22 protein-coding genes and 1 tRNA gene are annotated in these 21,808 nt (G+C 63.0%); 2 read left to right on the forward strand and 21 right to left on the reverse strand.

Translation table 11 applies throughout. The annotated features are described in order from the left end of the window. Window positions 1–477: 477 nt before the first annotated feature. Genes L810_RS29105 through L810_RS29115 form a run of 3 tightly spaced genes read right to left on the reverse strand, consistent with a single transcriptional unit; the run spans window position 478 to window position 7,675 of the window. Window positions 478–5,091 carry a DUF6531 domain-containing protein gene (locus tag L810_RS29105; protein ID WP_021161837.1) on the reverse strand — a complete coding sequence of 1,538 codons (4,614 nt, stop codon included), beginning with the start codon at window positions 5,089–5,091 and terminating at the stop codon, window positions 478–480. A gap of 7 nt (window positions 5,092–5,098) precedes the next feature. Next, on the reverse strand, window positions 5,099–5,521 hold the full coding sequence (locus L810_RS29110) for a DcrB-related protein (RefSeq protein ID WP_021161838.1): 423 nt from the start codon (window positions 5,519–5,521) through the stop codon (window positions 5,099–5,101). Between the two features lie 21 nt (window positions 5,522–5,542). Beyond that, window positions 5,543–7,675, reverse strand: coding sequence for a type VI secretion system Vgr family protein (locus tag L810_RS29115; protein ID WP_021161839.1), 2,133 nt, complete (start codon window positions 7,673–7,675; stop codon window positions 5,543–5,545). Window positions 7,676–8,052: 377 nt separating this feature from the next. Between L810_RS29115 and L810_RS48540 the strand changes: the two genes are divergently transcribed. Then, window positions 8,053–8,415 (forward strand): hypothetical protein, encoded by a 363-nt coding sequence (locus tag L810_RS48540; protein WP_021161841.1) that lies wholly within the window; start codon window positions 8,053–8,055, stop codon window positions 8,413–8,415. A 362-nt stretch (window positions 8,416–8,777) separates the two neighbouring features. Here L810_RS48540 and L810_RS29125 read toward each other — a convergent pair. The 7 genes from L810_RS29125 to L810_RS29155 form a co-directional block, all read right to left on the reverse strand. Then, window positions 8,778–8,853 (reverse strand) — tRNA-Thr (locus tag L810_RS29125). Window positions 8,854–8,871: 18 nt separating this feature from the next. Then, on the reverse strand, window positions 8,872–9,399 hold the full coding sequence (locus L810_RS29130) for a ClpXP protease specificity-enhancing factor (protein WP_021161842.1): 528 nt from the start codon (window positions 9,397–9,399) through the stop codon (window positions 8,872–8,874). A gap of 71 nt (window positions 9,400–9,470) precedes the next feature. Further along, a complete protein-coding gene (locus tag L810_RS29135) occupies window positions 9,471–10,082 on the reverse strand; it encodes a glutathione S-transferase N-terminal domain-containing protein (protein ID WP_006400565.1) in 612 nt (203 codons plus the stop codon). Window positions 10,083–10,175: 93 nt separating this feature from the next. Beyond that, window positions 10,176–10,934 carry a cytochrome c1 gene (locus tag L810_RS29140; RefSeq protein WP_021161843.1) on the reverse strand — a complete coding sequence of 253 codons (759 nt, stop codon included), beginning with the start codon at window positions 10,932–10,934 and terminating at the stop codon, window positions 10,176–10,178. A 21-nt stretch (window positions 10,935–10,955) separates the two neighbouring features. After that, complete coding sequence (locus L810_RS29145; protein ID WP_124589816.1) at window positions 10,956–12,338, reverse strand: cytochrome b; 1,383 nt, start codon at window positions 12,336–12,338, stop codon at window positions 10,956–10,958. Next, entirely contained in the window at window positions 12,335–12,955 is a 621-nt protein-coding gene (petA, locus tag L810_RS29150; RefSeq protein WP_021161845.1) for a ubiquinol-cytochrome c reductase iron-sulfur subunit, read from the reverse strand. Before petA ends, L810_RS29145 begins: the two co-directional genes overlap by 4 nt. 218 nt (window positions 12,956–13,173) lie before the next feature. Then, window positions 13,174–13,920, reverse strand: a complete 747-nt coding sequence (locus tag L810_RS29155; protein WP_021161846.1) for a Nif3-like dinuclear metal center hexameric protein — start codon at window positions 13,918–13,920, stop codon at window positions 13,174–13,176. 21 nt (window positions 13,921–13,941) lie between these two features. Here L810_RS29155 and L810_RS29160 point away from each other — a divergent pair, with 21 nt between their 5' ends. Continuing rightward, entirely contained in the window at window positions 13,942–15,147 is a 1,206-nt protein-coding gene (locus L810_RS29160) for a Do family serine endopeptidase (protein WP_021161847.1), read from the forward strand. 204 nt (window positions 15,148–15,351) lie between these two features. Here L810_RS29160 and tatC read toward each other — a convergent pair whose 3' ends face one another. The 11 genes from tatC to L810_RS29215 form a co-directional block, all read right to left on the reverse strand. Further along, entirely contained in the window at window positions 15,352–16,140 is a 789-nt protein-coding gene (gene tatC / locus L810_RS29165) for a twin-arginine translocase subunit TatC (protein WP_021161848.1), read from the reverse strand. A 41-nt stretch (window positions 16,141–16,181) separates the two neighbouring features. Beyond that, entirely contained in the window at window positions 16,182–16,712 is a 531-nt protein-coding gene (tatB, locus tag L810_RS29170) for a Sec-independent protein translocase protein TatB (RefSeq protein WP_021161849.1), read from the reverse strand. A gap of 26 nt (window positions 16,713–16,738) precedes the next feature. Further along, a complete protein-coding gene (gene tatA, locus L810_RS29175) occupies window positions 16,739–16,969 on the reverse strand; it encodes a Sec-independent protein translocase subunit TatA (protein WP_021161850.1) in 231 nt (76 codons plus the stop codon). A gap of 93 nt (window positions 16,970–17,062) precedes the next feature. After that, complete coding sequence (locus tag L810_RS29180) at window positions 17,063–17,428, reverse strand: histidine triad nucleotide-binding protein (RefSeq protein ID WP_021161851.1); 366 nt, start codon at window positions 17,426–17,428, stop codon at window positions 17,063–17,065. A 31-nt stretch (window positions 17,429–17,459) separates the two neighbouring features. Continuing rightward, window positions 17,460–17,852, reverse strand: coding sequence for a DUF4870 family protein (locus tag L810_RS29185; RefSeq protein ID WP_011350734.1), 393 nt, complete (start codon window positions 17,850–17,852; stop codon window positions 17,460–17,462). Window positions 17,853–17,921: 69 nt separating this feature from the next. Then, window positions 17,922–18,287, reverse strand: coding sequence for a phosphoribosyl-ATP diphosphatase (locus L810_RS29190; RefSeq protein ID WP_006485344.1), 366 nt, complete (start codon window positions 18,285–18,287; stop codon window positions 17,922–17,924). Next, window positions 18,284–18,700 carry a phosphoribosyl-AMP cyclohydrolase gene (hisI, locus tag L810_RS29195; RefSeq protein ID WP_021161852.1) on the reverse strand — a complete coding sequence of 139 codons (417 nt, stop codon included), beginning with the start codon at window positions 18,698–18,700 and terminating at the stop codon, window positions 18,284–18,286. Before hisI ends, L810_RS29190 begins: the two co-directional genes overlap by 4 nt. Next, window positions 18,700–19,473 (reverse strand): imidazole glycerol phosphate synthase subunit HisF, encoded by a 774-nt coding sequence (hisF, locus tag L810_RS29200; RefSeq protein WP_011350732.1) that lies wholly within the window; start codon window positions 19,471–19,473, stop codon window positions 18,700–18,702. The genes hisI and hisF overlap by 1 nt, the downstream gene beginning before the upstream one ends. Window positions 19,474–19,579: 106 nt before the next feature. After that, complete coding sequence (hisA, locus tag L810_RS29205) at window positions 19,580–20,335, reverse strand: 1-(5-phosphoribosyl)-5-[(5-phosphoribosylamino)methylideneamino]imidazole-4-carboxamide isomerase (protein ID WP_021161854.1); 756 nt, start codon at window positions 20,333–20,335, stop codon at window positions 19,580–19,582. Between the two features lie 163 nt (window positions 20,336–20,498). Then, window positions 20,499–21,140 (reverse strand): imidazole glycerol phosphate synthase subunit HisH, encoded by a 642-nt coding sequence (hisH, locus tag L810_RS29210; RefSeq protein WP_014898304.1) that lies wholly within the window; start codon window positions 21,138–21,140, stop codon window positions 20,499–20,501. Further along, complete coding sequence (locus tag L810_RS29215; RefSeq protein WP_021161856.1) at window positions 21,137–21,757, reverse strand: MarC family protein; 621 nt, start codon at window positions 21,755–21,757, stop codon at window positions 21,137–21,139. Before L810_RS29215 ends, hisH begins: the two co-directional genes overlap by 4 nt. Window positions 21,758–21,808: the final 51 nt, after the last annotated feature.

A 21,808-nucleotide genomic window follows, 5' to 3' on the forward strand; every position in this document is an offset into this window, starting at 1 on the left:
GTCAACTTTGAATCGCCAGCACAATCAATGGGGCGAATACCGTCGAATGCGGGGACATTGGAGTTTATTCACTTTTTGGCAGATTCCGGACCGGCAACCCGGTAAATTGGGTAAGCAAGATCGAGTCGCTCACGAAGGTCTCTGGCCAGCTCTTGGACCTCCGGCAAATCCTCGTATTTCGAGAAGAGATCGGAGAACCTCCCCCAGCCATCATCGCCAGCCTAGTACCTACCCTTCGAGCATACTCGTGCGGTCACATTCATGGTGCGAGATTTTCGAGATCTTTTCGGGCATCCGGAAAGTGCTCTTTGGCCTGCTCAAGCGTAAGAAAATATGGCGCTCTCGCTTCCGCAACAATCTCTAGAAGTTGGCCACAATTCTTGCACCGGTACAACTCCGCATGCCTGGAAATATTTATACCCAGATACTCATAGTTGGAACTCGTTCCGCTAAAGCTTCGACACTTTTCACACGACATCAAAATCTCCTGATCGGGGTCCAGCTTCCATCTGGATTCATCTCAAAAAATACCGAGCCTTCCGGCATTGGCTTACCACCATCGGTAATAACCTCTCTAACGTTACTGCTCGTCCATTCCCCCGTCTTCGAATTCTGAACACCGGTAAATCCGCCTGGTCGCCAATGTTCGTTAGCGCCCCCATCCGTTGCTGCGGGGAGACGTACAGAGACCGCATCTTTTGGAACAGCGATTCCGTATATCGGTTCACCCGTCCGATAAGACTGAACAACGCTGGGAGCCTTACCCGTCGCCGTTACCGCTGCTGCCCTGTTGGTCACGCCAGCATAGTCTTCCGCGGGAGCAAGCCACATCTGGTACCCGGGGGCACCGAGCGTCGCGTTGGGATTGTCATAATACTTCGGACCTCGTGCACCCATAAGCGAAGCAAAGTAACCCTCCTGCATGCCTTTCGACATTTTCGCGGCGTCTTGGGCCGAAAAGCCTGCATCGCGATACATTTTGTAGCGCTCGTATCGGAGCGGACAAACAGCAAGGCCAAGTGGATCGAAATATTCCGATGGGTCATGGACATAACCCTGTGTTCGAATGCCGCCCTCGAGTCTGATGGGATCGACCGAGAGATATTGCCCCGAATCCGGATCGTAATAACGGTTCAGATTGTAGTTCAGCCCGGTCTCATCGTCGGCCCACTGGCCGGGAAAGCGCAGTGTCGTGTCGATCGCCACGCTGTGCCCGTCATTCGCAGCGCGCCTCGCCGGCAGCAGTTTCCCCCAAAGGGAGTACGCGGCTCTCCATACCGGCTTGCCGTGTTTATCGAACACTGCCTTCGGCAAGCCGACCTGGTCCGTCAGGATCGGATGGAGGCCGTCGTCAGCCTCCTGCGCAAGCGGCGAGAAACTACCCGGCTCGATATGCCACGTCACCACCTGCCCTGTCGTGCCGTCCCGCTGCTCAACCCAGCGCTCGGCAAGCGTCTGCCCATCCCACAAGAACCTCACCGTTTCGCTGCCGCCGACCTGCTGCTTCGCGACGCGGCGATTAAACGCATCGTAGCGATACCCCCAAACACCACGTTCGGGCGTCACTACCTTTACGAGACGGTTAAGACCATCCCATGTGTATTGCCACGTCTTCGGCCGAAAACCGGGCTGTTCGATCGTCTTCTCGATCGTGCGGCCACGTGCGTCGTACCGGTACCGCGCATAGCCGATCCGCTCCGGCAGGCCACCCCGGGCGTAGTGATGAGTATCCACGGGAGCCTGCTGCCCGTGCGCGGCGATATTCATCGCCGCGTCATAGCGGAAATGCTCGGCGGGCTGCAGCAGACTTCCGGCCGTGACAATCTGGCCGCGCGTATCGCGCCCGTACGTAAGCGTATCGGTATCGGTGTCGACCCGCTCAAGCCGTCCAGCCGTGTCGTAGTGATAAACCTGCCGTGTCAGTTGATCGAGCGCACGTGCCGGGTCGGTTTGCAACGTTTCGAACGCTACGGCAGGCCCCGCAATCTGCCGGCGAATGCGGCCGAGCGCATCGTACTGTTGCTGTGCGACATAATCTCCAGCCTGCCGGCCGATCTCGCGTCCCAGGCCATCGCGCTGGATCGTCAGTTCGCCGACCTGTGTCAGCGCGCCCGAGAGATCGTACGCATACGCCGTCTCGCGCCGCGGCGTCATCCGCAAGCAGCGTTGTCCATCGGCATCGTAGACATGACGCAACAGTTCGCCATGCTGATCTTCACCGATCAGCCGACCATTCCGGTCATAAGCAAAGTGCGTCACGTGAGCATGCTCGCCTTGCACCTCCGCAGATGCCAGTCTTCCACCCGTATCGTAGCGATAGACAAGCTTGACGTCGCCAGCATCAACCTCGGCGAGCCGGTCGTTCACATCGTACGAATAGCGCCACTGTTCCCCGTCGGGCAACGTCTTCGCCAGCAGACGACCGCCGGCATCGCGCTCGTATCGTGTCGCTCGACCGCCCCAGTCGATCTCGGCCGAGAGACGCCCGGCTGCATCGTAACGGTACGTGTAGGTCTCGCCCAGCGCATTGATGACCTTTGTCAGCCGGGTTGCATGGTCGTACTCGAAATGTGTCGCGTGGCCGGCGGCATCGATCGATTTCGTAAGTAAGTCGAATGGACCGTAGGTTCGTTGGATCGTGCGGCCGAGCGGATCGGTCAACTCGACGGGCAAGCTCTCGCCGTTGTATTTCACGCGCGACAACGAGCCATCCGGGAGCATGATCGCGCGCGGTAGACCACGCGGGTTGTCCGGGCCGTCAGCATAGTCGAAACGGGTCATATGCCCGTCGGGCGACGTTTCCGCCAACACCCGCCCTAATACGTCGACCTCGCGCCGGAAGTGCGCTCCGCCGGGCAACACGATGTCGGTCAATCGCAACCGATCGTCATAGTCCAGACGCGTCTCGCGATTGCCCTGAACCACGCGCAGCAATTCGCCTCGTGGACCATAACGATAGTTTGTATTGACGCCGTCCGGCTCAGTGCGTGTAATCAACCGGCGCAGATGATCGTACTCGAGCTTGATGCGGCCGCCGTCGGGCTGACTCACCGCCGTGAGGCGCTGCTCGCCGTCGTATTCGAAGCCGATCGTGCGCCCGGAGCTTTCCCTCGTAGCGATCAGTTGGCCCAGATCGTCATAGTCGTACTCGGTCCGCCGCCCAAGCGGATCGATCCGAGCCATCAGGCGGCCGAGTTCCCATTCCGAGTGAGTGCACTGGCCGAGCGGATCGGTTTCGGCCGTGACGAGACCTTCGTCGTTGTAGTCGTAGATCCGCTCGCCGTCGGCGTCCATCACACGCGTGCGGCCGGCTTCGTAAATGAACCGGCCAGTGTGATAGCCCTGCCGCGTGCCGGTCTCGACGACACGTCCGGCGGTGTCGTACTGATATCTGACATAGGTCTGGTCCGTATCCCGCCACTGCGTGATCCAGCCATGCTCTTCATAGGCGTAGTGGAACTCGCCAAACTGGAAGCTCGCCACGTGGGTGAGCATGCCGTCCTGATAGCCGTAGTCGACGAGTGTCCGAAACTCGCCGTCGGCGTCATGTAGAACGATCCGTTCAGGCCGATGGTCGCTCCCATGGTAGGCGACTTCCAGCCAATAGCCGTGGCTATGGCTCAGGCGGTTCAACCGACCGCCCGTGTCGTACGCAAAGACGATCGCGTTGCCGTCGAGATCCTCGATCCGGCTGAGGCGCGACGAACGGCCTTCGACGAGTGGTGAAAAAATGCGCAGTTGCCGGGTGTCGCGGTCGAAGATGCGCGGTTCGAGTCGGCTGCCGACCAGCCGATAACGCGGCTCGCGCAAGTTGATACCGTCAAGTGCCATGTCCGGCGCATCAAAGCCGAGAGCAAGGCCGGCGCCGTCGTGAAATCTCACGAAGCGGTCACCGTCGAATGTCAGGTGCTGCGACCAATTGTCCGACCAGCGGTGCCCGAGTAGTCCGTGATCGTCCGATCGAGTCCGATAGCGGCGTTTTAGCTCAAGCGGCAGGATGCCGGGAATGGCGATATCCGTTCGGATTTCTAACATTTCACCGGATACCGGGTCGACCGGATCCTGGCACATTGGACGATTCTCGTCCTTGATCCCCGTCTGTTCGGCGGATCGTGTCGGCTCCGGTCTGAATCTATCGCGCAACCCCTTGCCGGCAAATTTTCCTACTCCACCGCCTACGATCCCCCCGAGCAAACCTGCCAGGAATTCCTGAGTCGCGGACAACTCCGGATTCTTCGGGCCATAGTGGCCCGTCGTCTTGTCGATCCAGATGCTGTTGCGCCCCGAATTGACTTTGCCGCTACAGTAAGTCTCGTGGCCGATCCGCACCAGCGGCAGGCCATTGACGAATACGGTTTTGCTGCCGTCGACGAGCGCCTGCGGTGCGCTCGAATGGTGATCACACTTCACGAGATCTGTGACACGCGCGACCTTTTTGCCCTCGAAGTACACATTGTCCGATCCAGTCTTGATCTCCCCACAGTTGTTGCCGATGCTCTGGCTGGCCGACGCAAGCGCACCGCCGAGCGTCAGGCCGCCCGCCAGGCACGCCCCGACGATCAGCCCGCCGACGAGTCCACCTGTCGCCACAGTGGCCGCCACCGCAACACCGATCGCCACCCCGACGGCAATGCCGGTGAGGATTCCCATAAACCCCGACGAATGCGCAATCCGATCGCCGACGCAGGCGGGATGCGGATCGCCGCGGCCGATCGTTAAACCGAAGGCGTCACCCGCTTGTGTGAATTTCCCTGCAAGCCAACCGGTCAGGCCGAACCTGTCCGCCGCCCATGCCCCACCGACCGCAATCGCCAGCGGCAACATCACGGTGCCTGCCGCAATCGCGCCGGCGCCCAACGCGGCCCCGCCGGTTGCGCCGCCCGCGAGCGCCGTGCCTGCAGCACTTAGCCCCGCAGCCGTCCCCTCGAGCGCAGTCAGGCCCGCGTCGGCGCCCAGCATCCCGTAGTTGAGGTGCTCATAGAACGGCTGCTCGGCCGCTTTCGCGGCTTCACCATCCTCCAGCTTGGCGATCTGATCGAGACGCTCCTGCGCGGTGCCGCTCGGCTCGTTGTAATTCGGCGTGTCCGACATCGCGACCTCAGATCGGGTCGCGCAACTGAAGGCTCTGAATGACAGCCTCGATTTGCTTGCGCTGGGTGTCACTCAGCGTGCCGGGCGCTGTGAAGGTCAGCATCATCACCACCTGTCCGTACTCCACCATCGTCAGCCGCTGATGAATCGTTGCCTGATTGTTCGTCCACGTAAACTCGTGCACGTGCGCAGCGCGCCCAGACACCGTGGCATCTTCGTTTGCTACCTCGGAATAGTCCGGCACCTGCTTTGCCACCTTCCGAATCTCGCTCGCCACATATTCATTGAACTTCATGCCCCACGGCAGCCGCTCGCGCGTGATGACGAAACTGACGCCTTCCGTACCGCTGGCGGCTGACACGAACACGTTCATCGTCTTGTCCTGCCACTCGGCCGGCAGCGCCAGCGTGCCTTCATGCATCTGGTACATGTTTTGTTTTCCTGATGGGTGTTAGCCGTTCTTCGGGTTGATGTCGGTTCGGGATGCCTGGATATTGATGTTGCTGTCGTCGAGGTGAATCACCGAATCGCCCTTGTAGATGTCGATCGAGTCAGCTGTCATGTGGATTCGCGTGCCTCCATCGCCGCCAATCTTGATCCAGAGTTCTTTGGCTTCGAGCGTATGCACGCCCTGCGGAGTCTGATGCAGTGTATTGCCCTGCACGACAACGTCTGACAGGTTGCCAACCGCAATGGCCGTCGTATGGTTGCCCTTCCCGACCTCGACGGTCCGATCGCCTTTGAGAACTTGAGTCCACTGCGCGTCCTCGACAACGGTATGCATATCCTTCTGCGCATGCATGTAGAGCATCTGCGCACCGTTGACGTCGCTCATCAGCAACTCATTCGACCCCTGCCCCTTGTGCGTCTGGCTCTTGATCCCCATCGTCTGGCCGGCCGCACCGTGATACGGGTTGCCTTGCTCGCCGTTGAACACGCGGCCGACGATCACCGGGTTGTCCGGATCGCCCTGGTTGAACGCGACGAGCACTTCCTGCTTGATCCGCGGAATCGCGGCCGCACCCCAGCCGTCGCCGGCCCACGGTTGCGACACGCGCACCCACATCGAATCGGATCCGTCCTTCTTGCCGCGCCGGTCCCACGGGAAATGCACCTTCACCGCGCTGCCGTTGGTATAGATTTCCTCGCCCTTCGGCCCGACGACGATCGCCGACTGCGTGCCGTGAATCACCGGCTTCGGCGTGCTGCGCGGCGCGCGATACGGCACCTTCTTCGGCAGCAGCGCAAAGCTGTTGCGGTACGGCAGCTTCGCGCTGTGCTGCGTGTAGTCGTTCACCGCCTCGTGACGCACGTGCAGGATCACGTATTCCTGGTTGTTCTCGAGCACCGGATGATTCGCCACGGTGACCGCGCCCGCCGTGGTCATGCGCCACGCGTAGCCGCCGCCGGTATAACGGTGGGCCTGCGCCTCCTCGGCCTCCATCGCAAAACGGGCGTAGCGGTTGCCGTCGTCGCCGTGGTCGTACAGCGACTGGTGCTCGAACCGCTCGGTCGCGTCGAGCCGCGCATGCTTGAGGTTCTGCGGCCCGGCTTCCACCAGCATCAGCGGCGACGACGGGTTCTGGTGGTTGAAGTCGCGGAACGTGACCTTGCCGACGCCGAAGCGCCGGCCTTCGTGCAACTGATCGATCCCGCTGTCCTCACTCGCCTCGGTGGCCGCGAACGGCACCGTGGCGAGCCCGTCGATCGGGCGGAACAGCAGGTTCGAATCGCCGATCACCAGGATGTGCTTGTCCTTCTCGTAGCGGTGCGTCCAGACGAGCCCCTCCTGCTCCATCAGCCGCGCGCAGAAGTTGTAGTAGCTCTCCTGGTACATCACGACATACTCGAGCGGCTTCTGGCTCGTCCGGATATCGAACACGAAGTCGGAAAACCCGTGCTCCTGGAAGATCTCGGTGAGGATGTCCTGCGCGGTCTTGTTCTGGAAGATCCGGCAGTCGGTCGAGCGCGTCAGGAACCAGAACCACGGCACCGCCGTCAGGTGATACTGCGTGACGTTCCCGGGGTTGCCCGCGCGGTCGAACGACGCCACGTAGCCGTCGAAGTAACGATCGTTGTCGCCGGTACCCGATGCGACGACGCGCTCAAGCGTCGACAGGCGCGCCTGCTGGTCGAACCGGATCTTGACCTGCTGGCCGATCAGGTCTTCCGGGCGAAGGTCGTGGCGATGGGACAGCAGGTCGAGGTGGATCTCCGGCAACCGGTTCACGTGCTCGTCAACGACGGCGGCGCTGACCAGCAACACATCCGGGCCGAGCGGCGTATCGAGCGTCACGTAGCGGTTGAGCTGGGTCAGGCGCGCGGGGTTGGCGGCGCCGTTGATCGCCTCGGCGATCGCGCCGGGCGTCTTGTCCATCAGCGAGAAGCCGGTCTGCGCGAGCTGCATCGCGCGCTGGACGGTGTCGACGTGCCCGGCCAGCCCCGCGAGCGGGCCAAGCTGTCCGGCGACACTGGAAGCGAGCGAGCCGCCGAGGCCGCCCAATGCACTGCCAATCGACGTCAAGGCGCCCAGCGGGCTGCCGCCGAGCCCGGTCGGAGGACCGCCATTCGGAGCGAAACTCATTTTTTGTTCATTCCTTCTCAGGTTCTGCCCGGCGGGCCAGCAGGCCCGAGGCCCCGCTACTGTAGGAGAAAGTCCGACAAAACAAAAGACACTATCTGGCCCCTGATTTCATGGATGTACCGATCGGCTATGTGATCTGCGGCGGAATGATTTGTTGAAGTTCGATCTTTCCGCTCGCCCTCGCGGTGACCACACCGGTCATCGGTCCCGCCGCAGCACTCTCCATGTTTCGATATATAGAGCATTCGCAGTACTGGGAACAGACATCGAGACAATGCGACGGAAGCGCCTTGTATCCGGCTCCGTGAGCACGGTTAGTCGAATGGAGTTTCTGGCCAACGCCGCGCGCGACGAAATGGAGCGAACGAGCACCGGCTTTGCCTGCAATTTCCAGCGGCAAAGATTCGCTCGCTTGCCAGTATCTGCTGCGTCGATACTGGGATCGATTGACGGTCATGTGGTCGAGCCGCGGCGACGCCTATCCGAAAGCCCGAGAGCTATTCGAAGACGTTCTCCGGATGGTGCGCGAGGTCGTTGAAGTTGGCGGCAACGCGCAGTGGCGCGCAACGTCCACCAATACGTGGCCGGCGGATTGCGTCCCGATTCGCGCGACTTGGTTCGGTCGAATGGTTGAACCACCCGATGATCGGTTCGGGCTCCTGAATCGCTACGACTGCTGCCTGGCGAACTTCTGGAAACCAATGGCCAAGGCAACCGCGACCGGCAACTTCGCTTGGTGATACGAGGCCAAGCGGGCGCCACTCACATCGGGGCCACTGACGGCGATGGCCGCGTCTATTTACTCCCGATCCAGCACTGGACGAAGAGCGACTTGCTGACGTATCTACAGGCTCATCGCTTTGAGGTTTCTCGACAATACGACGACGGCATGGCGTCGCCCGACTGCCTGCTTGCACTGCACTAAACGGCGGCAAGCTGCGCTACCTACGCAACTTTCACCCTGAAGTGGCGCTGGAATAAGAACGACGGCTACACATCACGTAGCTGAACAAGCCTGTTCGCCAATGCAGATTGGAAATGCCGAGGGGGAATTGGAAACGCGAAGGGGCTACGCAAACATCGCGTAACCCCTTGTCAGATATGGTGCCGGCTGCAGGACTCGAACCCGCCACCTGATGATTACAAATCAACTGCTCTACCAGATGAGCTAAGCCGGCGTAGCGCGAGATTCTACCTCATTTCACGATCTTGAGGCGAGGTCTGTTGCCACCTTTCGAACCTTCGCCATCACCGTCGGTTTTCGGCGGTTCGTCGGCGCCTTCGGAGGGTTCCTCGTTCGCGCCGCGGTCGGCAACCGGCGTCAACACAGCAGGCGACTCGTCGCGCTGCGCGTCATCCGCCTGCGCGGCTTCTTCGTCGAACGCGCCCGAATCCTCGCCTTCACCCGCAACCGCATCGACCTGGAACGCCATCCCCTGCCCGTTCTCGCGCGCATAGATTGCGAGCACGTTGGCAACCGGAATCTCGATCTTGTGCGCCTTCCCGGAGAACCGGGCCGTGAACTCGATCCACTCGTTGCCCATCTGCAACTGGCTCGTCGCCTCGAAGCTGATGTTGAGCACGATCTCGCCGTCACGCACGAACTGACGCGGCACGCGCGTCGAGTTGTCGACCCTCACCGCGATATGCGGTGTGTAACCGTTATCGGTGCACCACTCGTACAGCGCGCGCAGCAGATAAGGCTTCGTTGAAATCTCTTGCATCACAATCCTCGAACCCGGAGCGGGCGCGCGGCACGCCGCGCCGCCCTCCCCGTCTTGCCTTCATTGCATCATCAACGACGCATGACCTTTTCGGACGGCGTCAGTGCTTCGATATAGGCCGGACGGCTGAAGATCCGCTCGGCGTACTTCATCAGCGGCGCGGCGTTCTTCGACAGCTCGATGCCGTAGTGATCCAGACGCCACAGCAGCGGCGCGATCGCGACATCCAGCATCGAGAACTCTTCGCCGAGCATGTACTTGTTCTTCACGAAGATCGGCGCGAGCTGCGTCAGGCGATCGCGGATCGCGAGGCGTGCCTTCTCGTGATTCTTCTCCGCTGCCTTGCCCTTCTCGTTCTCGAGCGTGCTGACGTGGACGAACAGCTCCTTCTCGAAGTTGAGCAGGAACAGGCGTGCACGTGCGCGCTGCACGGGGTCGGCCGGCATCAGTTGCGGGTGCGGGAAGCGCTCGTCGATGTACTCGTTGATGATGTTCGATTCGTACAGAATCAGGTCGCGCTCGACCAGGATCGGCACCTGACCGTACGGGTTCATCACCGAAATGTCTTCCGGCTTGTTGAACAGGTCGACGTCACGGATTTCGAAGTCCATGCCCTTCTCGAACAGCACCAGCCGGCAACGCTGGGAGAACGGGCAAGTTGTGCCGGAATACAGAACCATCATGTTTGCGTTTCCTCAAAAAAGCCGAGGGCCGGCACGCGGCGAACCTCCTTCCGGGGTTCCACCTTGCGCCGGCCCCACGCCGGTCAGGCGTGATTACTTGATATCTTTCCAGTACGCGGCATTGAGCCGCCAGGCCAGGAAAGTCAGGACACCGAGAAAGATCAGCACCCACACGCCGAGGCGTTTGCGGGTCTGCTGAGCCGGCTCGGACATCCAGGTCATGTACGCCACCAGATCGGCAACCGCAGCATCATAATCCACCGCGGACAGTGTCCCCGGCGTGACCTGCTGGAAGCCGACGAGCGTATGGACCTTCTCGCCCGTCTCCTCGTCCGTCTTGTCTTCGAATTTGGCGGTGCGCTGCCCCTGCAGTTGCCACAATACATGGGGCATGCCGACGTTCTCGAACACCGCGTTGTTCCAGCCGGTCGGCCGCGTATCGTCACGGTAGAAGCTGCGCAGATACGTATACAGCCAGTCGCGGCCGCGCGCGCGCTCCTCGACCGACAGGTCGGGCGGCGAGGTGCCGAGCCAGTTCTTCGCGTCTTCAGGCCGCATCGCGACGGACATCGTGTTGCCGACCTTGTCGGTCGTGAACAGGAGATTCTTTTCGATCTCCTTCTGGGATATGCCCAGATCCGTCAGACGGTTGTAGCGCATCAGGTTCGCGCTGTGGCAGTTCAGGCAATAGTTTACAAACAATTGCGCGCCGTGCTGAAGCGAAACGAGATTTTCCGTGTTATCGGGCGCCCGGTCGAGCGGAAAATTACCTTCCGCCCGCACCGCCGGCGCCACCAGCAGCGCACACGCGGTCGCCCCGATCAGCGCGAGTGTCGAAAGCAGTTTCTTCATGTCGTTCTCTCCTCGCTCACGTTAATGGGGCTTGAAGCGCACCCGCTCCGGCGGCTGCTTGAACGTGCCAAGCGGCGTCCAGACGGGCATGCCGAGGAAGAACGCGAAGTAGATCAGCGCGCAACACTGCGCGATCAGCGTGGCCGCCGGCGATGGTGGCCGCGTGCCGAGGAACGCGAGGGTCAGGAACGCCGCGACGAAGATCCCGAGGAACACCTTGTGGAACAACGGCCGGTAGCGGATCGACTTCACCGGGCTGCGGTCGAGCCACGGCAGGAAGAACAGCGTGATCACCGCCGAACCCATCACGACGACGCCCCAGAACTTCGACTCCGTCAGGTACATGAAGACGACGATCGCCGCGGCCAGCACCGGCAACCCGGCCTTCCACTTGCCGCGCGCGCGGATCAGCGCGAGCACGCCGAGCAGCGCGATGACGATCATCAGGACGATCTTGAACGGGTCGGTGGTCGCGCGCAGCATCGCGTAGAACGCGGTGAAGTACCAGACCGGCGCGATCTCGGGCGGCGTCTGCAACGGGTTCGCCGGGACGAAGTTGTTCGCCTCGAGGAAGTAGCCGCCCATCTCGGGCGAGAAGAACACGATCAGTGCGAACACCATCAGGAACACGCACACGCCGAGGAAATCGTGCACCGAGTAGTACGGGTGGAACGGGATGCCGTCGAGCGGAACGCCGTTCTCGTCCTTCTTCGCCTTGATCTCGATGCCGTCCGGGTTGTTCGACCCGACTTCGTGCAGCGCAACCAGGTGAGCGACGACGAGGCCGACCAGCACGAGCGGGATCGCGATCACGTGGAACGCGAAGAAGCGGTTCAGCGTGACGTCCGACACGACGTAGTCGCCGCGAATCCACAGCGACAGGTCGGGGCCGACGAACGGGATCGCCGAGAACAGGTTCACGATCACCTGCGCGCCCCAGAAGGACATCTGGCCCCACGGCAGCAGGTAACCGAAGAACGCCTCGGCCATCAGGCACAGGAAGATCGCGCAGCCGAAGATCCACACGAGCTCGCGCGGCTTGCGGTACGACCCGTAAAGCAGCCCGCGGAACATGTGCAGGTAGACGACCACGAAGAACATCGACGCGCCCGTGGAGTGCATGTAGCGGATCAGCCAGCCCCACGGCACCTCGCGCATGATGTACTCGACCGACGCAAACGCGAGCGTCGAGTCGGGCTTGTAGTTCATCGTCAGGAAGATGCCGGTGACGATCTGGTTGACGAGCACCAGCAGCGCGAGGGAACCGAAGAAGTACCAGAAGTTGAAGTTCTTCGGCGCGTAGTACTCGGAAACGTGCTTTTTCCAGGTGGACGTGAGCGGGAAGCGCTGATCGATCCAGCCGGTGAGACCTGTCGTGGAGACTTCCTTGTTGTCGGCCATCACGCTTCTCCTTTCTCGTCCTTGCCGATCACGAGGGTCGTCGCCGACGTGAACATGTAGGGCGGGATGTCGAGATTCTGAGGCGCCGGCTTGTTCTTGAACACACGGCCGGCGAGGTCGTAGGTCGAACCGTGGCACGGGCAGAGGAAACCGCCCGGCCAGTCGTCCGGCAGGTTCGGCTGCGGACCCGGCGTGAAGCGCTGGCTTGGCGTGCAGCCGAGGTGCGTACACACGGCCATCACGACGAGAATGTTCTTGCGATCGGCCCGCGAGCGATATTCGTTCGCACAATACGCGGGCAACGGCATCGTATAGGGCTTTTCGGTGGTCGGATCGGCCACTTCCTTGTCGGCCTTGACCACGTCGGCAAGCATCGAGTCGGTGCGGTTCAGGATCCACACCGGCTTGCCGCGCCACGGCACGGTCACCATTTCACCGGGCTTCAGCCCGCTGATGTCGACCTCGACCGGTGCTCCGGCCGCTTTCGCTTTCGCGGACGGCGCAAGCGACGCCGCGAAAGGTATGACGGTGGCTACGCCTCCCACGCCACCTGCTACGGATGTCGCAATCAGCCAGGTACGGCGGCCGCTGTCGACGCGTTTCTCTTCCTTGTCTCGCATCACACGCCCCACTTCTGAGTTGGATTTTCCGTCACGACTTTCCATTCCGCCGCTAGTTTGCTCGAATGGAGTCGCCATTTACAAGGCCCGGAGATGAAAATCCCTTCGAAGTGATTGATAGTTAAGGGTTTTCCCCCACTATCGGAGCGATTAAATCATTTCACTATTAAGCATCCGCTACATTGAGAAATTTCGATGCGCTGCCGCAAATCCGGCACTCAGACCGGGTTATGAATATCGATAAAAAGGTGTTCGATACCGAATTCTTCGGACAAGTGGGTGCCGAGTGCCTGGATTCCGTAGCGTTCGGTCGCATGGTGCCCTGCCGCAACGAACGCGACGCCGCTCTCCGCGGCCGTGTGCGTCACGTGTTCGGACACCTCGCCGGTCAGGAACACGTCCGCGCCGGCATCGATCGCCGCGTCGAAATAGCTCTGCGCGGCGCCCGTGCACCACGCGATGCGCCGCAGCTGCATGTCCGGATCGCCGAGCACGAGCGGCGTGCGGCCGAGCGTGCGCTCGACCTTCGCGACGAAGTGCTCGAGCGAGACGGGCATCGGCAGCGTGGCCATCCAGCCGAGCTCGCCTTCGCCGAAACGCTGCTCGCCGATCAGCCCGAGCCGCTCGCCGAGCTGCGCGTTGTTGCCGAATTCGGAATGCGCGTCGAGCGGCAGGTGGAACGCGAACAGGTTCAGGTCGTTCGCGAGCAGCAGCTTCAGGCGCTGATACTTGCGGCCCGTGATCTGCGGCGGCTCGTTGCGCCAGAAATAGCCGTGGTGGACGAGCACGGCATCCGCACCCCATTCGAGCGCGGCTTCAAGAAACGCGACCGACGCCGTCACGCCGGTGGCGATCTTCTCGATCTTGCGACGCCCCTCGACCTGCAGGCCGTTCGGGCAATAGTCCTTGAAGCGCGCGGTTTCAAGGGTATTGTTCAAGTACAATTCAAGTTCGATCCGATCCATATAAACCTCTAATCCATTCAGATGCTTAGACGCTTCTGGCTGTTCTTCGCGCAGGCGGTTACCGTGCTGCTCGCGCTGATGTTCATCGTCGTGACGCTCAAGCCGCAATGGCTGCAACGGCAAGGACAGCTCGGCAAGCAGCTCGCCACGCCGATCGTTGCGTTGCGGGAAGTCGCGCCGGGCATCGGCGGCGCGCCGGCGACCACGTCGTACGCGGAAGCCGCGCAGAAGGCGATGCCGGCCGTCGTCAACGTCTTCTCCAGCAAGGACGGCTCGCTGCCGCCCGATCCGCGCGCGAAAGATCCGCTGTTCCGCTACTTCTTCGGCGACCGCAACGCCCGCAAGCAGCAGGACGAACCTGCCGCCAACCTCGGCTCGGGCGTTATCGTGAGCCCTGAAGGTTACATTCTAACGAACCAGCACGTCGTGGATGGCGCCGACCAGATCGAGGTCGCGCTCGCCGACGGGCGCACGGCCACCGCGAAGGTGATCGGCAGCGATCCCGAAACCGACCTCGCCGTGCTGAAGATCAACATGACGAACCTGCCGACGATCACGCTCGGCCGCTCCGACCAGTCGCGGGTCGGCGACGTCGTGCTCGCGATCGGCAACCCGTTCGGCGTCGGCCAGACCGTCACGATGGGGATCATCAGCGCACTGGGCCGCAACCACCTCGGCATCAACACGTTCGAGAACTTCATCCAGACCGACGCGCCGATCAACCCCGGCAACTCGGGCGGCGCACTGGTCGACGTGAACGGCAACCTGCTCGGCATCAACACCGCGATCTACTCGCGCTCGGGCGGCTCGCTCGGCATCGGTTTCGCAATTCCCGTGTCGACCGCGCGCACGGTGCTCGAAAGCATCATCACGACGGGCTCGGTCACGCGCGGCTGGATCGGCGTCGAGCCGCAGGACGTCACGCCGGAGATCGCCGAATCGTTCGGGCTTCAGCAGAAATCGGGCGCGATCGTCGCCGGCGTGCTGCAGGGCGGCCCGGCCGACAAGGCCGGCATCAAGCCGGGCGATATCCTGGTCTCGGTCAACGGCGAGGACATCACCGACACGACGAAGCTGTTGAACACGGTCGCGCAGATCAAGCCGGGCACGCCGACCAAGGTGCACGTCGTCCGCAAGGGCAAGGAGTTCGACATGAACGTCGTGATCGGCAAGCGCCCGCCGCCGCCGAAGCAGACGCTCGACGAGCAGGACAGCGATACCGAATGACGTCGGGCGGGCGGCACACAGCCGCGTGCCGAACTCCGCCGGAAACGCAAAAGGGCAGCCTCCTGGCTGCCCTTTTGCTTTGCATCGAACGACCTTCGTTGCCGGGACGCTGGCCTCGCCGCACGCGCTCCGGTCAGCCATGCCACCCGGCCGCTCAGGCCTGGCCGGAAATCCGCCTGCCGTGCATTGCCCGGCGCGCCGCCATCAGCTGGCGGCTTCGCCGTTCCCCGCCTCGCCTTCCTCGGCCGGCTTCTTCGGCACGAAGAACCGCGCGGCCAGCAGCCCGATCTCGAACAGCACGATGAGCGGCAACGCGAGCATCAGTTGCGAGAATACGTCCGGCGGCGTGACGACCGCCGCGACGATGAACGCGCCGACGATCACGTACGGCCGCATCTCCTTGAGCTTCTTCAGCGACAGCACGCCCATCCGGACGAGCAGCACGACGACGATCGGCACCTCGAACGTGACCCCGAACGCGATGAACATCCCGAGCACGAAGCTCAGGTAGTTGTCGATGTCGGTGGTCATTTCCGCCCCGAGCGGCGCGTTGTAGTGCGCCATCACGCGGAAGATCGTCGGGAACACGAGGAAGTACGCGAATGCCATCCCGCACAGGAACAGGAAGTAGCTGCTGCCGACGAGCGGCGCGACGAGCTTTTTCTCATGCTGGTACAGCCCCGGCGCGACGAACGCCCAGATCTGGTACAGCACGATCGGCAGCGCGATCACCAGTGCGACGAGCATCGTGACCTTCATCGGCACGAAGAACGAACCGGTGACGTCGGTGACGATCATCTTGCCGTCTTTCGGCAGGTTCTCCATCAGCGGCCGCGCAAGCAGCCGGAAGATGTCGGGCGCCCAGTAGACGAGCCCGAGGAACACGACGATCACGGCCGCCCCCGCGCGAATGATGCGATCGCGAAGCTCGACGAGATGGGAAATGAAAGTTTCTTCCGGGGCGTCGCCCGGGTTCTGCTGGGGGTCGCTCACACCGGCCCTCGGTAGGATTGACGAGCGAGCATGCGCTCGGCTCAGAAGAAGCGCGTCGGCCGGCGCAGGCTGGCCGGCTGGTGGCGCGCGACGCGCGCGGCGCCCGACTGCACATGAGTGCGGCGGGTGGTCGCGCGCTTGTACCAGACAGGCGCAGCCGCCTGCTTGACGCGCCAGTTGCGGCGCTTGGGCGCGAGCGCGGCCGTACTGCCTCGCCACGACGGCGCCGCGGGCGTGTCGGAATCATGGGACCCGGTGCTGCCCGACGCTTCGTCAAGGCCGCCAACCGCGGAATGCCACGTGTCGTTCAGTTCCTTTTCCTGCTCGCGCAGGTTGTCGTGAATCGTCGTCTCGACATTGCGCGCGGCCGATTCGAAATCGGTCTTCATCGTCCGCAGCGCGTCGAGTTCGATTTCGCGCGAGACCTCGGCCTTCACGTCGTTGATGTACCGCTGCGCGCGGCCGAACAATGCGCCTGCCGTACGCGCGACGCGCGGCAGGCGCTCGGGGCCGAGCACCACGAGCGCGACGACGCCGATCAGCGCCATCTTCGAAAGACCGAGATCCAGCATCGCGAATGCCTGTCAGCGTGCCGGCGTTACGCCTTGTTCGAATCGGAACGCGTCGTTTCCTTCGCGTTGACGTCGACCGAGCCCGAGCGCGGCAGTTGCTGCGCGTCAGCCGGTGCTTCACCGTCCTTCATGCCGTCCTTGAAACCCTTCACGGCGCTGCCGAGATCGTTGCCGATATTGCGCAGCTTCTTCGTACCGAAAACCAGCGCGACGATCAGCAGCACGATCAGCCAGTGCCAAATGCTCAATCCACCCATGATGAAACCTCTCCTCAACCACGCCGCTACGCGGCGCAAATCGCCGGCAACGTGCCGGCTTCGACTATCGATGCGGGGAAACGCCCCGCGCCGTCAACCCATCCGCTGCCAGGGGCGCGGGCCGGCCAGGATATGCGCGTGCAGGTGGTAGACCTCCTGCCCGCCGCCCGGGCCTGTATTGATCACAGTACGGAAACCGGTTTCGCCACCCGTATAGGCGACGCCGAGCTGGCCAGCGAGACGCGAGACGAGCAGCATCAGCCGGCCGAGCATCGGCGCATCGGCCTCGCTCGCCGCCGACAGCGTCGGCAGGTGCTGGCGCGGAATCACGAGCACGTGCGTCTCGGCCGCCGGGCGGATGTCGCGGAACGCGACGAATTCGTCATCCTCGTGCACCTTCGTGCTCGGGATCTCGCCTGCCGCGATCTTGCAGAACAGGCAATTCGGATCGTGACTCATGTTGCTCCTGCAGACGCCCGAGCGCGGCCGGTCAGAACCAGGCCTGCGGATCGAGCGGCTTGTTGTCGTTCAGGTACAGCCAACCCTTGATGATACGGTACAGCGTCCAGATCCATGTGACAAACATCACTGCGAATCCGATCACCACGAACATCAGCGCGAACCCGATCACGTACGCGATCAGCGCGCGCCAGAACGTGCGGATCTGCCACTCGAAGTGGGCGGCATACGGCGTGCCGGCCACATCGTCGCGCTTCACGTAGTTGATGATGATCGCGATGATGCCCGTGACGCCACCCGTGAGCCAATGAAACGCGTAGAGGCCGTAGAGCACGTGAGTCAACGTGCGCAGCCCGTTCAGGCGTTCGGCGTCCGCGGCCCCCGGCACCGACGGCGGCGGAAACTGACTTGGCGTATCGGTCATGATGCTACCCCCGTTAGATGACAATTCTTACAGCTTACCGCACTGTGGCCATCCCGCGACAAGGGTCCGTCACCCGCCGTTTTCCTCGCGCTCACGACGCTTGCGCAGGGCCTTCTCCTCGATCCCCGACAGCCCTTCGCGGCGCTCGAGCTCGGCGATCACGTCGGCCGGGCTCAGGTCGAAATGCGACAGCATCACGAGGCAGTGGAACCACAGGTCGGCCACCTCGCCGACCAGCGCGGTCGGCGCGCCGCCCTGACGCACGTCCTTCGCGGCCAGCACGACTTCCGTCGCCTCTTCGCCGATCTTCTTCAGCACCGCGTCGTCGCCCTTGTGGAACAGGCGCGATACGTACGATTGATCGGGGTCGCCGCCCTTGCGGCTATCGATCACGGCCGCGAGGCGCAGCAGCGTGTCTTCGGTCGATTGCGTCATTTGTAGATGTGTTCGGGATCTTTCAGCACCGGCTCGACCGCGACCCAGTCGCCGCTGTCGACGGTGCCTTCGAATTTCTGGAAGAAGCACGAATGCCGGCCGGTGTGGCACGCGATGCCCGACACCTGCTCGACCTTCAGCAGCACGACGTCCTCGTCGCAATCGAGCCGCACTTCGTGCACGTGCTGCACGTGGCCCGACTCCTCGCCCTTGAACCACAGGCGCTTGCGCGAACGCGAATAGTAGACCGCGCGGTGCGTCTCGATCGTCTTCGCGAGCGCCTCGCGGTTCATCCACGCGAACATCAGCACGTCGTTCGTCGACGCCTCCTGCGCGATCACCGGCACGAGGCCGTTGTCGTCCCAGCGGACCTTGTCGAGCCACGCGGGCAATGCATTCGTTTCCGTATTCATCACAGCCTCACCGGGATGCCCTGGTCGGCCATGAAGCGCTTCGCCTCGCCGACCGTGTGCTCGCCGTAGTGGAAGATGCTCGCGGCCAGCACCGCATCGGCGCGGCCGTCCTTGATGCCGTCGGCCAGGTGCTGCAGCGAGCCGACACCGCCCGACGCGATCACCGGCACCGGCACCGCATCCGACACGCCGCGCGTGAGCGCGAGGTCGAAGCCCGACTTGGTGCCGTCGCGATCCATGCTCGTGAGCAGGATCTCGCCCGCGCCGAGCTCGGCCATCTTGCGCGCCCATTCGATCGCGTCGAGGCCCGTGTTCTTGCGGCCGCCGTGCGTGAAGACTTCCCAGCGCGGCGTCTCGCCGTCGGCCGACACGCGCTTCGCGTCGATCGCGACGACGATGCACTGCGAGCCGTACTTGTCGGCCGCGTCGCGCACGAGCTGCGGGTTCGCGACTGCCGACGAATTCATGCTGACCTTGTCCGCGCCCGCGTTCAGCAGGCGCCGCACGTCCTCGACGGCGCGCACGCCGCCGCCGACGGTCAGCGGAATGAAGACCTGCGACGCGACGGCTTCGATGATCGGCAGGATCAGGTCGCGCTGGTCGGACGTCGCGGTGATGTCGAGGAACGTCAATTCGTCGGCGCCCTGGTCGTCGTAGCGGCGGGCGATCTCGACGGGGTCGCCGGCATCGCGCAGTTCGACGAAGTTGACGCCCTTGACGACACGCCCGGCAGTCACGTCCAGGCAGGGGATGATGCGTTTAGCTAGAGCCATGATGTTGCGCCAAATGCCGCGATGGGACGGCCGGTTGCGGAAAGCCTCGCGCGAGGCTTCCGGTGGGGCCGCCTGCTGGCAGCCCCGGCGAGCGGGACAACCGCGCTTACGCGTTGTCGAGTTCGCCGTTCAGTTCGTCCGCGCGCTTTTGCGCGGCCGCGAAATCGAGATCGCCGGAGTAGATCGCACGGCCGCAGATCACGCCTTCGACGCCGTGCTCTTCCACTTCGCACAGATTCTCGATGTCCGTGAGGTTCGACAGGCCACCGCTGGCAATCACCGGGATGCCGACCGCCTGCGCGAGCTTCACGGTCGCCTCGATGTTGATGCCCTGCAGCATCCCGTCGCGGCCGATGTCCGTGTAGACGATCGATTCGACGCCGTAGTCCTCGAACTTCTTCGCGAGATCGACCACTTCGTGGCCCGTGAGCTTGCTCCAGCCGTCGGTCGCGACCTTGCCGTCCTTCGCGTCCAGCCCGACGATGATGTTGCCCGCGAACGCGGTGCAGGCGTCCTGCAGGAAACCCGGATCCTTCACGGCCGCGGTGCCGATGATCACGTAGGACAGACCCGCGTCCAGATACTTCTCGATCGTCTCGAGGCTGCGGATGCCGCCGCCGAGCTGTACGGGGATTTCATCGCCGACTTCGTCGAGGATCGCTTCGATCGCCTCGAGATTCTTCGGCTTGCCGGCGAATGCGCCGTTCAGGTCGACCAGATGGAGCCGCCGGGCGCCGAGATCGACCCACTTGCGGGCCATCGCCGCCGGGTCCTCGGAGAAAATCGTGGCCTGGTCCATGTCGCCCTGTTTGAGGCGCACACACTGACCGTCTTTGAGATCGATGGCCGGAATCAGCAACATAGCAATCGGGTGTCGTCGTGGAAGAAGAAAAGAATCCGGCGCGTACCGGCCAATCCGGTACCGCGCCGTCTCGCTAGTTTAGTACAACTCTTTCGGCGCTTAGGCGCGCGAGCCCCGTAAGACGGGCCTCTGCGGCCCGCCGACTGTGGCACGCACGCGACGTTCACGGTTTCCAGTGTACGAAGTTGCGATACAGACGCAACCCGACCTCCGCGCTTTTCTCGGGGTGGAATTGGGTCGCGAAGAGGTTGTCCCGCGCGACCGCGGACGTAAACGGCGCGCCGTAGGCCGTTTCGCCGACCGTATGCGCCGGGTTGTCCGGCGTCACGTAGTAGCTGTGCACGAAGTAGAAATACGCGTCGTCGGGCACGCCGTCCCACAGCGGATGCGGCTGCGACTGGCGCACGCGGTTCCAGCCCATCTGCGGCACCTTGAAGCGCGAGCCGTCGTCCTGCAGGCGGCCGTCGAGTTCGAAACGCACGACCTTGCCGGGCAACAGGCCGAGGCCCTTCGTGTCGCCTTCCGCGCTCCAGTCGAACAGCATCTGCTCGCCGACGCACACGCCGAGCAGCGGCTTCGTGCGCGAGGCCTCGATCACGGCCTCCTGCAGGCCCGACTCGCCGAGGCAGCGCATGCAGTCGGGCATCGCGCCCTGGCCGGGCAGCACGACACGGTCGGCCGCACGGATCGCGGCCGGCGTGTCGACGATCGCCACGTCGGCGGCCGGTTCGGCCTTCTTGAGCGCCTGCGCGACCGAGCGCAGGTTGCCCATCCCATAATCCACAATCGCAATCGAAGTTTTCATCTCAGTGCAGGCAGTAGCGCCCTCAGTCCATTGACGATGAATTCCACCGCCAGCGCCGACAGCATCAGACCCATCAGCCGCGTGGCGATGTTGATGCCCGTGCGGCCGATCCAGTTCGCGATCGGCTCGGCGAGCCGCATCGCGACGAAACACAGAAAAGCCAGGACCGCGCCGATCGCGACCAGCCCGGCCCGTTCATACCAGTGACGCGAGTTCGCCGCGTAGATGATGACCGTGCTGATCGAGCCGGGGCCCGTGAGCAGCGGAATCGCCAGCGGCACGACCGCGATGTTGTCCTTCAGCTCGGCCTCGTGGCGCTCCTCCGGCGTCGATCGCGTGTTGCCGATCTGCGCGTTCAGCATGTTGATCGCCATCAGCAGCATGATGATCCCGCCGCCCACCTCGAGCGACCCGACCGAAATGCCGAAGAAGTCGATGATCTGCTGCCCGAGCAGCGCCGTCACCGTCATCACGCAGAACACCGACACCGACGCGATCCGGATCGTACGCCGCCGCTCGAGGTCCGTCTGCTGCGCCGTCAGGCTCAGGAAGAACGGCACCGCGCCGATCGGGTTGATCAGCGCCAGCAGCGAAATGAACGATTTGAGCAGATCCATCGCAAGCCGGCGCCGCGCGCCGAAGCCGTGAGGTTGTCCTAGACGCTCCGT

This window comes from Burkholderia sp. AU4i (genome assembly GCF_000466765.1).
Lineage (GTDB): Bacteria > Pseudomonadota > Gammaproteobacteria > Burkholderiales > Burkholderiaceae > Burkholderia > Burkholderia cepacia.

What these genes read in the sequence shown, in the direction of transcription:
- L810_RS29155 (WP_021161846.1), bottom strand. Translation starts at nt 13,920, where the DNA reads ATGGATCGGATCGAACTTGAATTGTACTTGAACAATACCCTTGAAACC.
- L810_RS29215 (WP_021161856.1), bottom strand. Translation starts at nt 21,757, where the DNA reads ATGGATCTGCTCAAATCGTTCATTTCGCTGCTGGCGCTGATCAACCCG.
- L810_RS29105 (WP_021161837.1), bottom strand. Translation starts at nt 5,091, where the DNA reads ATGTCGGACACGCCGAATTACAACGAGCCGAGCGGCACCGCGCAGGAG.
- L810_RS29160 (WP_021161847.1), top strand. Translation starts at nt 13,942, where the DNA reads ATGCTTAGACGCTTCTGGCTGTTCTTCGCGCAGGCGGTTACCGTGCTG.
- hisI (WP_021161852.1), bottom strand. Translation starts at nt 18,700, where the DNA reads ATGAATACGGAAACGAATGCATTGCCCGCGTGGCTCGACAAGGTCCGC.
- hisF (WP_011350732.1), bottom strand. Translation starts at nt 19,473, where the DNA reads ATGGCTCTAGCTAAACGCATCATCCCCTGCCTGGACGTGACTGCCGGG.
- L810_RS29115 (WP_021161839.1), bottom strand. Translation starts at nt 7,675, where the DNA reads ATGAGTTTCGCTCCGAATGGCGGTCCTCCGACCGGGCTCGGCGGCAGC.
- L810_RS29140 (WP_021161843.1), bottom strand. Translation starts at nt 10,934, where the DNA reads ATGAAGAAACTGCTTTCGACACTCGCGCTGATCGGGGCGACCGCGTGT.
- tatA (WP_021161850.1), bottom strand. Translation starts at nt 16,969, where the DNA reads ATGGGTGGATTGAGCATTTGGCACTGGCTGATCGTGCTGCTGATCGTC.
- L810_RS29135 (WP_006400565.1), bottom strand. Translation starts at nt 10,082, where the DNA reads ATGATGGTTCTGTATTCCGGCACAACTTGCCCGTTCTCCCAGCGTTGC.
- tatB (WP_021161849.1), bottom strand. Translation starts at nt 16,712, where the DNA reads ATGCTGGATCTCGGTCTTTCGAAGATGGCGCTGATCGGCGTCGTCGCG.
- L810_RS29180 (WP_021161851.1), bottom strand. Translation starts at nt 17,428, where the DNA reads ATGAGTCACGATCCGAATTGCCTGTTCTGCAAGATCGCGGCAGGCGAG.
- L810_RS29185 (WP_011350734.1), bottom strand. Translation starts at nt 17,852, where the DNA reads ATGACCGATACGCCAAGTCAGTTTCCGCCGCCGTCGGTGCCGGGGGCC.
- hisA (WP_021161854.1), bottom strand. Translation starts at nt 20,335, where the DNA reads ATGTTGCTGATTCCGGCCATCGATCTCAAAGACGGTCAGTGTGTGCGC.
- hisH (WP_014898304.1), bottom strand. Translation starts at nt 21,140, where the DNA reads ATGAAAACTTCGATTGCGATTGTGGATTATGGGATGGGCAACCTGCGC.
- petA (WP_021161845.1), bottom strand. Translation starts at nt 12,955, where the DNA reads ATGCGAGACAAGGAAGAGAAACGCGTCGACAGCGGCCGCCGTACCTGG.
- L810_RS29110 (WP_021161838.1), bottom strand. Translation starts at nt 5,521, where the DNA reads ATGTACCAGATGCATGAAGGCACGCTGGCGCTGCCGGCCGAGTGGCAG.
- L810_RS29130 (WP_021161842.1), bottom strand. Translation starts at nt 9,399, where the DNA reads ATGCAAGAGATTTCAACGAAGCCTTATCTGCTGCGCGCGCTGTACGAG.
- L810_RS29190 (WP_006485344.1), bottom strand. Translation starts at nt 18,287, where the DNA reads ATGACGCAATCGACCGAAGACACGCTGCTGCGCCTCGCGGCCGTGATC.